The 12,385-nt window shown below is 62.0% G+C and carries 10 protein-coding genes; 8 read left to right on the top strand and 2 right to left on the bottom strand.

Annotated elements, in window-relative coordinates:
- The first annotated feature begins 7 nt into the window (after positions 1–7).
- The 6 genes from benB to ACKAMS_RS03400 are packed head-to-tail and all read left to right on the top strand — an operon-like array spanning position 8 to position 8,285.
- A complete protein-coding gene (gene benB, locus ACKAMS_RS03425; RefSeq protein ID WP_080909839.1) occupies positions 8–517 on the top strand; it encodes a benzoate 1,2-dioxygenase small subunit in 510 nt (169 codons plus the stop codon).
- A gap of 30 nt (positions 518–547) precedes the next feature.
- Complete coding sequence (gene benC, locus ACKAMS_RS03420) at positions 548–2,101, top strand: benzoate 1,2-dioxygenase electron transfer component BenC (RefSeq protein WP_408988602.1); 1,554 nt, start codon at positions 548–550, stop codon at positions 2,099–2,101.
- Positions 2,098–2,880 carry a 1,6-dihydroxycyclohexa-2,4-diene-1-carboxylate dehydrogenase gene (locus tag ACKAMS_RS03415; protein WP_050656063.1) on the top strand — a complete coding sequence of 261 codons (783 nt, stop codon included), beginning with the start codon at positions 2,098–2,100 and terminating at the stop codon, positions 2,878–2,880. Before benC ends, ACKAMS_RS03415 begins: the two co-directional genes overlap by 4 nt.
- A gap of 44 nt (positions 2,881–2,924) precedes the next feature.
- Positions 2,925–4,310, top strand: coding sequence for an aromatic acid/H+ symport family MFS transporter (locus tag ACKAMS_RS03410; protein WP_153211474.1), 1,386 nt, complete (start codon positions 2,925–2,927; stop codon positions 4,308–4,310).
- A complete protein-coding gene (locus ACKAMS_RS03405) occupies positions 4,307–7,009 on the top strand; it encodes a LuxR C-terminal-related transcriptional regulator (RefSeq protein ID WP_408988601.1) in 2,703 nt (900 codons plus the stop codon). Before ACKAMS_RS03410 ends, ACKAMS_RS03405 begins: the two co-directional genes overlap by 4 nt.
- A gap of 4 nt (positions 7,010–7,013) precedes the next feature.
- Positions 7,014–8,285: a benzoate/H(+) symporter BenE family transporter gene (locus ACKAMS_RS03400; RefSeq protein ID WP_408988600.1), complete on the top strand. Its 1,272-nt coding sequence runs from the start codon at positions 7,014–7,016 to the stop codon at positions 8,283–8,285.
- On the opposite strand, the gene ACKAMS_RS03395 is transcribed toward ACKAMS_RS03400, so the two are convergent.
- Positions 8,271–9,011, bottom strand: coding sequence for an alpha/beta fold hydrolase (locus ACKAMS_RS03395; RefSeq protein WP_408988599.1), 741 nt, complete (start codon positions 9,009–9,011; stop codon positions 8,271–8,273). The genes ACKAMS_RS03400 and ACKAMS_RS03395 overlap by 15 nt on opposite strands.
- Before the next feature lie 235 nt (positions 9,012–9,246).
- On the opposite strand from ACKAMS_RS03395, the gene aztD reads away from it, so the two are divergent.
- On the top strand, positions 9,247–10,494 hold the full coding sequence (gene aztD, locus ACKAMS_RS03390; protein ID WP_020909389.1) for a zinc metallochaperone AztD: 1,248 nt from the start codon (positions 9,247–9,249) through the stop codon (positions 10,492–10,494).
- Between the two features lie 251 nt (positions 10,495–10,745).
- Here aztD and ACKAMS_RS03385 read toward each other — a convergent pair whose 3' ends face one another.
- Complete coding sequence (locus ACKAMS_RS03385; RefSeq protein WP_092764785.1) at positions 10,746–11,213, bottom strand: VOC family protein; 468 nt, start codon at positions 11,211–11,213, stop codon at positions 10,746–10,748.
- A 102-nt stretch (positions 11,214–11,315) separates the two neighbouring features.
- Between ACKAMS_RS03385 and ACKAMS_RS03380 the strand changes: the two genes are divergently transcribed.
- Positions 11,316–12,290 carry a YafY family protein gene (locus tag ACKAMS_RS03380; protein ID WP_019745646.1) on the top strand — a complete coding sequence of 325 codons (975 nt, stop codon included), beginning with the start codon at positions 11,316–11,318 and terminating at the stop codon, positions 12,288–12,290.
- Positions 12,291–12,385 lie beyond the last annotated feature (95 nt).

Genomic DNA, 12,385 nt, shown 5'->3' with positions numbered 1-12,385 from the left:
GATCACCATGACTGTCACCACCACCAATGCCGTCGCCCTCGAAACAGTGCAGCAGTTTCTCTACCGTGAGTCTCGCTATCTGGACGATCGCGAGTTCGAGAAGTGGATCGAGTGCTACCACCCCGATTCCGAGTACTGGATGCCCGCATGGGCGGACGACGGCGAGCTGACCACGGACCCGGCCGCAGAGATCTCCCTGATCTACTACCCGAATCGCGGCGGTATCGAGGATCGCGTGTTCCGAATCAGGACTGACCGTTCCAGCGCGACAAGCCTTCCCGAGCCCCGCACCGGTCACAACATCACCAACGTGGAAGTGATCGAAGAACGCGGCTTCGTCGTCGACGTCCGCTTCAATTGGTTCACGCTGTACTTTCGCTACAACACGGTCGACACCTACTTCGGCACCTCGCACTACACGATCGACTTCTCGGGCGAGCAGCCGTTGATCATGAAGAAGAAGGTAGTCCTCAAGAACGACTACATCCATCACGTGGTCGACATCTACCACTTCTGACACGACTTCCCTTCGAATCGAGCTGTTTCCATGAGCATTCAAGCCGCGCCGACCTTTCAAGTAGCCCTGAGTTTCGAAGACGGCATCACCCGCTTCGTCGAATGCAACACCGACGAGACCGTCGCGGACGCGTCGTACCGCGCACGAATCAACATTCCGCTCGACTGCCGCGACGGAGCTTGCGGCACCTGCAAATCACTCTGTGAGTCAGGCACTTTCGACGCCGGCGACTACATCGAGGAGGCCCTGACGGATGACGAGGCCGAGCAGGGATACTGCCTTCCGTGCCAGATGGTGCCGGAATCTGATCTCGTGTTGCAGATTCCCACCACGTCGGCGGTCGCCAAGACCGCTGCCGGTTCGTACACGTCCACGATCACCGAGATCATTCGCCATTCGGATTCCACGGTGGGTTTCACCGTCGCAGTCGACAACCGCGCAGATCTGGTCTTCCTCCCCGGTCAGTACGTGAACATCCTCGTTCCCGGAACCGAAGCGACGCGGTCGTACTCGTTCAGCTCCGGCCCTGAGGTCGAGTCGGCGTCGTTCCTGGTCAAGATCACCCCGGGTGGTCTGATGTCCGAGTATCTCAGTCAACGTGCGCAGGTAGGTGACACTCTCGAATTGACCGGACCGATGGGTAGCTTCTTCCTCCGGTCAGGTCAACGGAGAGCCCTACTGCTTGGCGGCGGAACCGGCTTGGCCCCGCTGCTCTCCATACTGGGGACGATGCGTGCCGAAAGCTCCACTCGACCAGTTCATCTGGTCTACGGCGTCAGCTCCGACACCGATCTCGTCGAGCTCGACAAACTGCATGACTACGCGGAGTCTCTACCCCAGTTCACCTTCGACTACTGCGTATCCGATCCCGACAGCACAGCACCGAACAAGGGCTATGTCACGGGTTTGATCGAGCCCGATCACCTCGACGACGGCAACGTAGACGTGTACCTGTGCGGCCCGCCGCCGATGGTCGAAGCCGTACGTCTGCACTTCAATGACGTCTCGATCACACCCACCAACTTCTACTTCGAAAAGTTCAACAACGCGGCAGCACCGGCTGATTCACCGGCCACCTCGGCCGAAGAATCTACAGACGGCACGTACGAGATCGGTGAAGAACACCTGCCGGTCACGGAGTCGGACGCACAGTTCGACGCTCGGATGGCGCTCGAACTCGGAGCAATGGAACTCACCATCGGCCGCCTCACTCCGGCGCAGTTGACGGAGTACCGCATTCTGGCGGAGAACTCGGCCACTTCCATCGACCGCGATCATTTCACGGACGCAGCGGCATTCACCGAAACCAATGCCCTGTTCCACGACTTCCTCTTCCGCTGCACCGGAAACGAAGTGCTGCTGCAGGCATACCACCGTCTCGAGGTCACACAACTGATGAACCGAGTGCTCCGCACCGCCGATTGGGTGGACGAACATGTCGCGGAGGATCACTCACGAATCGTGCGTGCATTCGAGCAGAATGATCGCGCCACGGCCCGTGATCTGATCGTCCGGCACAGCGAACACGCCAAGTCGACGATGCACCGCGCCATCACTGACGCTCGGGAAAGTGTGGCGTCGTGAGCACGAGATTCTTCGCCGGCCGGTTCGACGACCGGGTCGTGGTCGTCACCGGAGCGGCTCAGGGGATCGGGCGCAGCGTTGCCGAAAGAGTTTCCGCAGAAGGCGGTTCCGTCGCGCTTGTGGATCGAGCTGAACTGGTTCACGACATCGCGACACCGCTGGAACGTTCCCATTCGGTGACCGCGGACCTCGAGACGTTCGAAGGTGCCCAGAATGCAATAGATTCCGCATTGGAGCGCTTCGGACGAATCGACGTCCTGGTCAACAACGTCGGTGGGACCATCTGGGCCAAACCCTACGAGCACTACACGCCGCAGCAGATACAAGCCGAGGTCACACGATCACTGTTCCCCACACTCTGGACGTGCCGTGCCGTACTGCCCCATCTGATCGAGCAGGCGAGCGGCACCATCGTCAACGTCTCCTCGGTCGCCACCCGCGGTGTCAACCGTGTTCCGTACGCGGCGGCCAAGGGCGGGGTCAGCGCGATCACCGCTGCACTGGCGATGGAAGTCGCGCAGTACGGAATACGCGTCGTGGCAACTGCTCCCGGCGGAACCGAGGCGCCACCACGCGTCGTGGCACGCGGGCCGGGCGCCGAGACCGACGAGGAGAAGGCCTGGTACCAGCAGATCGTCGACCAGACCGTCGACTCGTCGCTGCTCAAGCGTTACGGCACCCTGGACGAACAGGCTGCCGCCATCACTTTCCTTGCCTCCGAAGAGGCTTCGTATGTCACCGGAACGGTCCTTCCCGTTGCCGGTGGCGACCTCGGCTGAATCCAGCCTCCCCCGATTCCTGATCTCTCGAACGGAGATTCGCCATGTCCTCGATCGAACGTGGTTCCTGGGCCAGTGCCCGCCATCGCTCATCAGTGTTGTGGGTGGTCACCATCGCCGCCATTGCCATTCTGTTCGACGGATACGACCTGGTCGTGTACGGCACGATCCTGCCGGTACTCATGGACGACCCCAGCCATATCGGCACCTTGACCGCATCTCAGGCCGGCGCTTTGGGTTCGTATGCACTCGTCGGAGTGATGGTCGGCGCACTGACGTGTGGAGCGATCGGCGATCACTTCGGTCGCCGAAAGATGATGCTGGTCAACATCATCTGGTTCTCGGTCGGAATGGCATTGGCAGCATTCGCCACCAGCATCACCACTTTCGGTCTGCTGCGGTTCTTCACCGGCATCGGTGTCGGTGGGCTTGTCGCCACCGCCGGAGCCATGATTGCCGAGTTCGCGCCGCCGGGACGCCGCAATCTGTTCAACGCCATCGTCTACAGCGGTGTCCCGGCCGGTGGCGTCATGGCTTCCGTCCTGGCAATCGTTCTCCGCGATTCCATCGGATGGCGCGGACTGTTCCTCATCGGCGCGCTGCCATTGGTGTTCCTGTTCCCACTCGCCTGGTTCAAACTGCCCGAGTCTCCCGCGTGGCTGATTGCTCGCGGACGTGTCGAGGAAGCTCGCGCCATTTCCTCGAAAACTGGAATTCCATTGCCTGTCGGTACAGATCGACCCAACGGCGCCGTAGCCGAGAAGGTCGGCTTCCGAGCGTTGGCGAGCAGACAATATGTCTGGGGCACCGCGCTTCTCGGCCTCATGAGCTTCGCCGGCCTACTCCTGACCTACGGACTCAACACCTGGCTGCCCAAGATCATGGAAAACGCGGGATACAACGCGAAGGGTTCGCTCTCGTTCCTGTTGGTACTCAACGGCGGTGCCATCATCGGTGGACTTCTCGCCTCCAAGATCGCAGACGTCACCGGTCCGCAGCGGGTTGTCGCAACCACCTTCGGCCTGGCCGCACTCGCCCTGCTCCTGTTCACATTCGGGTTTCCGCTTCCCGTACTCCTCGCCTCCGTTGCCATCGCGGGTGTCGGAACCATCGGTACTCAGGTTCTGATCTACGGATTCGTGTCCAACTACTATTCGACGGCCGCTCGGGCCGCAGGTGTTGCGTGGTGCGCCGGATTCGGGCGTCTGGGCGGGATATTCGGGCCACTGATCGGAGGAAGTTTGATCAGCGCCGGAATCAGTTCCGAATCGGCATTCTATGTCTTCGCAGGCATCGCGGTGCTGGGCGCCATCGTCACCTTCTTCGTGCCGAAGCAAGCACCCGACCTGGGCACCACCGTACTTCGACCCGATGAAGTCCGTGCCGAAAACGAAACCCGCGGTGAGCCCGGCGTTACGGTAGTCGGGTGACACTTCGTGACCTGTTGCTCGGCCGAGAACGCGAGCTCGCCGTTCTCGGCCGAGCCCTGGCCGCGGCAGAGACAGGAGTGCCGACTCTCGTGCTGGTCGAGGGCGATGCCGGTAGCGGTAAGTCCACTCTCGTCGACCGGTTCGCCGAAATCTCCTCCGCTCATACGCTCCGCCGCGCTCGTGGGTTGGAGTGGGAATCGAACAATGCCTTCGGGGTGATCGAACAACTACTCGAACGTCCGGTATCCACTTCGGAGCCGTTAGCCGTTGCACACGAGATCGTCGACGCAGCGGAGCACCCGACCCTGATCGTCGTCGATGATGCCCATCACAGCGATGTGAACTCGCTTCAGGCAATCACCTCCGCCCTTCATCGAGGCCGAACGGCCCCACTGTTGTTCGTCCTCGTCGCCGAGGAAACGCCGTTCCTGCGCGAGGATGTCAGGAAGATTCTCGACCTGCACTGGTCGACGCGTTTGCACATCAGCCCCCTCGACACAGCCGTCATCATCGACATCGCGCGCATGCGAAGCGGAATCGACCTCAGTTCCGGCGTCGCGCTTCAACTTCAGGATTTCACCGCGGGCAACACACTCGACATCGTCTCGCTCCTCGACGAGCTGCCACCGGCCTATTGGACCCAGTGGCACCGAACCTTGCCCGTCCCTCGTCATCGTGCGGTGGCGATCGCCGCCGCCCTCGCTACGTGTTCGGCGGGAGCACGAACGTTGATCGAAGCCGCAACAGTTCTCGGGCGCAGCACAACATTGTCGCATCTTGCTCAGCTAGCCGAAATCGACGACGTGGTCGGCGCCTTGGACAGCGCCTTTGCCAGCGGTCTCCTCTCCGTCCACGAGCAGCGCGGCAGCACCGAGGTGTCACTGAGCAGCACGATGGTCATGGCCGCAGTGCGCGGGGCGTTGGGCCCCGCGCACTTGCATCTGCTGCACACTCGCGCAGCCGAGATCGCTTGGGGAGAAGGTGAACGGCTTTTCCACCTTGCCGCCGCCAGCACCACCCACGACGAGGACCTCGCCGCCGAACTCGTTGCGTACGCATCACTACGAGCATCCGACGGCGCGTGGTCGGAAGTCGCCGACGCCATGGTCACGGCAAGCCGTCTCACCACTGCCCGAACCGAACACGAGGACCGTCTGCTCCGCGGAGTCGACGCGCTGACCGGATCGGGTGACATCCCCCGCGCCATGGTCTTCGTGCCGGAGATCGAGAGTATTTCGCGCGGGCCTCTCCGCGACGCCGTCCTCGGCTACCTCGCCATTCACCGAGGGCGACCGACCGAGGCCGCCGATCTTCTGACCAGAGCGTGGGACAGCTGCAGCGTGGACCGTGAGCCAGGCACCACTGCGATGATCGCCCAACGAATGGTCCTTCATTCTCTGGCTCGGCTCGATGGCACAGCCCTCGTCGAGTGGGTTGACCGCGCAGTCGAATTGGTGGGCCCTTCGGATCCCGCAGCAGTGGAGTCCGAAGCGATCAAGGGTCTCGGGCTCGGCGCTACCGGAAGAACCGAGAATGCGCTCGCGGCATACGACGAACTGTCCGATCGCGTCCGCCCCGGAGCCCAAGCACAGCGTTTCCAGATGGGACGCGGATGGCTCGAGCTTGCTTTGGATCACCCGGAGTCTGCCAGACGTGACCTCGAAAGTGCGGTGTCCACAGAGTTTTCCAGTGGTTCGGCAAGAATCTCGCTCTGGGCACAGGCCTGGCTCGCCCGCACTCAATTCGCGCTCGGCGCCTGGGACGAAGCGCTCTCGACCGTCGAGGGCGCCGGGGCCGAGGTGGATCGGTTCGAGATCGAGATGATCCGGCCGTTGGTCCACTGGTCGGGAGCACAGATCCACGCTCTGCGCGGCAACTGGGAACTGGCCCGTGACCACGTGCGACGCGCGTACGCCGGCGTCCACGCCTACGAGATCATGTACGTTCCTGCACTTCTCGCCAGAGCGCAGGTTGCCGAGGCCGCCGCCGACTACGCCGAAGTCCTGGTGGCGCTGGCTCCGCTCACCGCAAGCAAGGCGCAACAATGGCTAGACGAGCCAGGGTTCTGGCCGTGGGTCGATCTCTACGCCAATGCACTGGTCATGGTCGGGCGAGCCGATGATGCCGACGCCTTTCTGCAACCACACGAGCAGACGGCACGACGTCGTGAGCACCGCTCAGCTGCGGCACGTCTCGGCTACGTTCGCGGCCGGATCCACGGCGCACGGGGCGAACTCGACTCGGCAAGAATAAGTTTCGATGCTGCACTACTCGGCATCGAGACGCTGCCACTCCCCTACGACCGAGCCCGAATCAATTTTGCGTACGGCCAAACTCTCCGCCGGGCGGGAAAACGCGCAGAGGCAGACGTCGTCCTCCGGGCCGCCCGCGAGCTATATCACTCGTTGGGCGCCGCTACTTACGTCGAGCGCTGCGAGCGCGAACTCCGCGCGGGCGGGTTGAACCTCTCGCGGACGGAGAAGGGAATCACCGACCTGACTCCGCAAGAGCGAGCCGTCGCCGACCTTGTCGCGGCGGGCAAGTCCAACAAGGAAGCTGCCGGCGAATTGTTTCTCTCCGTCAAGACCATTCAATATCACCTCACGCGCGCGTACGCGAAGCTCGGACTGCGATCACGGAGCGAACTCGCAGCTTTGTTCCGCGACCGGGGGCTTTCGGATCCACATCAGGAGAACTGAGAACATGTCGGACACTTCGACGACCGCGCCCGTTCGCGTCGTCACCGAGCCACTCCCCCAACCGCTCTACAGCCCGAAGCGGGTCTTGCACGACTTCGGCGGAACGTCCATTGCCAACGGAATCATCGGCATCGTCTTCTCGGCGACCGGGCCGGTAGCAGTCATTCTCGCCGCGGGGTTGGCGGGTGGACTGAGCCAAGCTCAATTGGCGTCTTGGCTTTTCGGTGCCTTCTTCGTCAACGGCATTTTGACCATCACGGCTTCCTGGTTGTACCGGCAGCCGCTGGCCTTCTTCTGGACGATTCCTGGAACCGTTGTCGTCGGAGCGTCGTTGGAGCATCTGCCGTGGGAGCAAGTGCTCGGAGCGTTCTTCGCGACCGGCGCCTTGATCTTGTTGTTGGGATTGACCGGGTGGGTCACACCAATCATGGCCGCATTACCCATGCCCATCGTAATGGCAATGGTGGCGGGTGTTTTCCTTCATTTCGGAACCGATTTGGTCGAAGCGCCCGCTCACGACGCGGTGATCGCCCTGCCGATGATCGCCGCCTTCGTCGCTCTGAGCGTGTTCGCCAAGGTGGGAAGATTCGTTCCGCCCGTTCTCGGCGCTTTGATCGTCGGCGTGGTCGTGATACTCGCGACCGGAAGATTCAACTCCGTCGGCGACGCGCATGGGTGGCTGGCGCATCCGATGCTGACCACGCCAACCTGGTCTTGGCAAGCGATGATCGAACTGGTTGTACCGCTGGCGATCACAGTCGTCGTCGTGCAGAACGGCCAAGGAATCGCAGTCCTCCGAGCAGCCGGTCATCAACCGCCGATCGGGACAGCAACGGTTGCCTGCGGTGTGTTCTCTCTCGTGAACGCGGCGGTGGGGTGCGTGTCGACGTGCCTGACCGGGCCGACGAACGCGTTGCTCACAGCGTCGGGAGAGCGGGCACGCCAATACACCGCCGGAATCTTCTGCGGACTACTCGCCGTCGTCTTCGGACTGTTCGCCCCGACTTTCGTCGCGATGATGTTGGGAACTCCGATGGCATTCACCGTCACTCTGGGTGGCCTGGCCATGCTCAAGGCCTTACAGGGAGCCTTCGTGACCGCATTCGGCGGGAAATTCGCCTTCGGGGCCTTGATCGCGTTTCTCGTGACGATCTCCGACGTCGAACTACTCAATATCGGAGGCGCTTTCTGGGGACTCGTGTTCGGGGTCATCGCCTCGCGAATCCTCGAGCGTGGTGACTACCCCGACCGGGTCGCGATCTCACGAACGCGTTGAACTCGGCAGACTTTGGGCGATTTCGTCGAGGATATCGGCAACGTCCTCAGTTGCCGCGAGCATGGGGGAATGCCCCGTCGTCAAAGTAAATACCCTCTCACAGGAGCGCCGGGAGACCATCTCACGTTGATGTGCAGGAGTGATGACAAGATCGCGAAGGGTTTCAATGTAGTAGCGAGGCACAGACCCTTCCCGTTCCGGCGTCAGCGACACCGAACCACTGAAAACACTCATCGGTTGCGGGCGAAGGTTTGACATCGATTCTCGCGCCACCTCGTCGGCGCAGTCCCCGAACAAGAGCATCGGGTACAACTTCAAGGCAACCTCAGGGTCGATCCCGAGTTCATCGCAGGCGAAGAACAACCGCGCAGCGCTACTGTCCTCTTGCGAACTACTAAGGCAGGATTCCCCGTCCCCAGGCAGGGTCGCGGCCAGGTAGACGGCAGCAGCAACACGCGTCGGATGCATTTCTGTCAGTTGTGCCGTCAGTGTTCCGCCCATCGAGTGGCCGACAAGTATCACGTCCCCAGGCAGTTGAACCAGCTCAGCCGACAGCTTGGAAAGCGTTGATTCCCAAGTTATTTCTTCAGCTTTCGTCGTGTCTCGACCCAAGCCCGGCTGATCGGTAGCCAGACCCGTGTGCCCACGTCTCTCCAGCGCCTCGACCACATAGTCCCAGCACCAGGCTCCGTGTCCTGCGCCATGAATCAACATGAACTGCGCCATTGCTCTCCAGCTTTCGATCGACCGATGTGATCTACAGCATGTTCCTGCCGGCATCGGTGCACTAATGCCTAGTTGAACTAGCGCTATACCCAAAGTGAGCGCATCAGCACCGGATATTCGGCGCACGCCAGGCGATCTCCAGTACATTCCTGATCCCGTGACGACTGCCCTGGCATGCGAACATTCGCATACTCGACTTTGACAATCATTTACATTAAGCAGTAGATCTATACCCATGCACCTCAACACCCGCATGTCGCGGCGCCTCACCCTTGCCACATCAGTTGGCCTCTCACTCGCCCTCGTCACGGGCTGCTCGTCCGACAACAAGGACTCGGCCCCGTCGGAGACCACCACGACAACCGCGTCCGCACCCACCGAACAAGCCTCGGCAACACCGCGTCTCGCAGTCTCGTACGACGGTGGCGTCCTGGTGCTGGATGCAACGTCGCTCGACGTGGTCGGCGAGACCAAGATCGACGGCTTCACGCGACTCAACCCGGCCGGCGACGGTCGCCACGTCATGATCTCGTCGGGTGAGGCGTTCAAGGTGCTCGACACCGGCACGTGGTCCTCGGCCCACGGCGACCATTCCCACTACTACACAGCCGATCCCGCGATGTCCGAGGTCGAGTTCGCAGCCAACGAACCCGGACACGTTGTACGCCATGCCGGAAAAACCGTTCTCTTCAACGACGGCTCGGGACTCGTCGAGATCTTCGATCCGGCACAGTTGGCAAAACGCCAACCCCGCGTCGAGACGTACACCACGCCAGAACCCCATCACGGCGTTGCGGTCGCACTTGCCGACGGCAGCCTGTTGACGACCATCGGAAATTCGGAGTCCCGCAACGGCATTGCCATCCTCGATGCCGACCGCAAGGAAATCCTGCGCAACGAACAGTGCCCCGGTGTCCACGGCGAAGCAGCCGCTGCCGGCGAAGCCATCGTGCTGGGCTGCCAGGACGGGTTGCTCGTGTACAAGAACGGAGCGATCACCAAGGTCCAGAGTCCGGATGCATACGGCCGCATCGGAAATCAAGCAGGTTCGGAGGAGTCGGACATCGTCCTGGGTGACTACAAGACTGACAAGGACGCCGAACTCGAACGTCCGCAACGGGTCTCGCTGACCAACACGACGACGTCCGAACTCAAGCTCGTCGACCTCGGCACCAGCTACACCTTCCGCTCACTCGGCCGCGGACCGCACGGAGAGGCACTGGTGCTCGGCACCGACGGCGCCATCCACGTCATCGACCCGAACACCGGCGTCGTCACCAAGAAGATCGCCGTCATCGACGCATGGACCGAGCCCACCAAGTGGCAAGAGCCCAGGCCGGCACTCTTCGTGGAAGACCACACCGCGTACGTCACCGATCCCACGTCGAAGAAGCTGATCGCCGTCGACCTCGAAGACGGCAGCATCCTGACCGAGACCACCCTCGATCACGCCCCCAACGAATTGACCGGTGTCACCGGCTGATTCAGATCCTCATCTCAGCTCTGCTGGAGCTGAGCGATGAGCAGGACCACGATTGACCGCGGCACAAGTCAGCGTGGAATAACTCTCCGCAGAGGTTCGTTGTAGATGGTGTCGGTGTTCGGTTCTTTGCCCCGGGTACCACCCCAGAATTGCCACTTCGAGTGGCCACTTGCCGAGAGGCGCAAGACGGGCACCGACGCGCTGGAGCCGCTGGACACCTTTCGGTGCCAGCGGCTTTGTCGTCTGAATGATCAGGCCGGGTTTTCGCCGGCAGCGACGTCGAGGATCCACGTCACCCCGAACGCATCGGTGAGCATGCCGAATCCGGGGCTCCACGCCGCCGCGGCAAGACCCTCGATGATGGATCCACCGACAGAGAGTTTGGCCCAGTAACCCCGCACCTCTTCGAGCGATTCACCGCGAACCGAGACGAAGAACGGTTGGTCGGTGATCGTGGTGCCGTTCTCGCGGTGCGTCGTGCCGGCATTGGCGGTCGAACCGCCCGACTGTCCTGGGATGTCGTACGCCATCACGCTGAAGCCGTCCGCGGTTTCGACTTGGCCGAACACAATGTTCTCAGCGCCAGGCACATCCTTGGGCATTCCGAAGTCGCCGTAGGTTGCGATCGTGACCTGGCCACCGAAGACGGACTGGTAGAACTCCAGAGCCGCGCGGGCGTCTCCGCGGAAGTTGAGGTGGGTCGTTGACTTGATGCTCATGTCTGCTCCTAGTACGAACGTCGCCCGGGTTTTCCCTGACAACGTCGACTCTCACAGCCGTATAGGACTGTTTTCGTCCTAGACTCGTCGTAGTCTCACGACATGGCGACCACCACTCGGCTCTTGAATCTGCTGTCCCTCTTGCAGACGAGGCGCGACTGGCCGGGCGCTCTACTCGCCGAGCGGCTCGACATCAGCCACCGCACGGTCCGCCGCGACATCGACCGGCTCCGGGAGATGGGTTACAGCATTGCGGCGACCATGGGCCCGGACGGCGGATACCGACTCGACGCCGGCAGCGAGCTACCACCCCTGCTGTTCGACGACGATCAGGTCATCGCCTTGGCAGTCGCTCTGCAGGCGGCGACGCTGACCGGCGTCGGCATCGAAGAGGACGCAGTGCGTGCGCTGACCACCTTGCGGCAAGTGATGCCGTCGCGTCTGCGCCATCGCCTCGACGCACTCACGTTCACCACGATTTCGACCGATTCCAGCGACGCAGACTCGGTGTCCCCTGAGGTGCTCGTAGCGATTTCCGCAGCGGTGCGCGCTCGCGAGGTGCTCCGCTTCGACTACTCGAACGGCCGCTCAACCGACAACATCGAAATAACACCCCCACGCCGCGTGGAGCCACATCATCTGGTGACCTCCAAGCGTCGCTGGTACCTCGTCGCGTGGGATCTCGAGCGAGACGACTGGCGAATCTTCCGCGCCGATCGCATCACTCCACGCACCCCGAACGGCCCGCGGTTCACACCGAAGGGGATCCCCGGCGGTGACGTGAGCGAATACGTGGCCGCACGCTTCAAGGGATCGGAACATATCAACAAATGGCCGTGCCACGGCAAGGTCGTTCTCCATCGACCAGCCAGTTATGTTCTTCCCTTTGTCGAGGACGGCGCCGTCGAAGATCTTGGCCCCGACCAGTGCAGCCTCGAAGCCGGATCATGGTCCTGGACGGCGCTGGCAGCCTCCTTCAACCGATTCGACACCGACATCGATGTCGTCGGCCCGGCAGAACTGACCCACGCTTTCGCACAACTCGCCGCCCGCAATGCCGCGACTGCTGCGAGTTAGGCAGTCGTCGTGAATGAGATCCAGGTCTCCAACACAACCGTGCGTCCGTGGGTTCATGTAGGTTTCAAGTCCTCAGAGGACCTGAGGACTTGAAG

The organism is Rhodococcus sp. 5A-K4 (assembly GCF_046097995.1).
Classification (GTDB): Bacteria; Actinomycetota; Actinomycetes; order Mycobacteriales; family Mycobacteriaceae; genus Rhodococcus_F; species Rhodococcus_F erythropolis.
Note: the sequence above shows the minus strand (reverse complement) of the source record. Positions and strands in the feature narration are given on the sequence as shown.

What these genes read in the sequence shown, in the direction of transcription:
- ACKAMS_RS03410 (WP_153211474.1), top strand. Translation starts at nt 2,925, where the DNA reads ATGTCCTCGATCGAACGTGGTTCCTGGGCCAGTGCCCGCCATCGCTCA.
- ACKAMS_RS03395 (WP_408988599.1), bottom strand. Translation starts at nt 9,011, where the DNA reads ATGGCGCAGTTCATGTTGATTCATGGCGCAGGACACGGAGCCTGGTGC.
- ACKAMS_RS03380 (WP_019745646.1), top strand. Translation starts at nt 11,316, where the DNA reads ATGGCGACCACCACTCGGCTCTTGAATCTGCTGTCCCTCTTGCAGACG.
- ACKAMS_RS03400 (WP_408988600.1), top strand. Translation starts at nt 7,014, where the DNA reads ATGTCGGACACTTCGACGACCGCGCCCGTTCGCGTCGTCACCGAGCCA.
- benC (WP_408988602.1), top strand. Translation starts at nt 548, where the DNA reads ATGAGCATTCAAGCCGCGCCGACCTTTCAAGTAGCCCTGAGTTTCGAA.
- aztD (WP_020909389.1), top strand. Translation starts at nt 9,247, where the DNA reads ATGCACCTCAACACCCGCATGTCGCGGCGCCTCACCCTTGCCACATCA.
- ACKAMS_RS03385 (WP_092764785.1), bottom strand. Translation starts at nt 11,213, where the DNA reads ATGAGCATCAAGTCAACGACCCACCTCAACTTCCGCGGAGACGCCCGC.
- benB (WP_080909839.1), top strand. Translation starts at nt 8, where the DNA reads ATGACTGTCACCACCACCAATGCCGTCGCCCTCGAAACAGTGCAGCAG.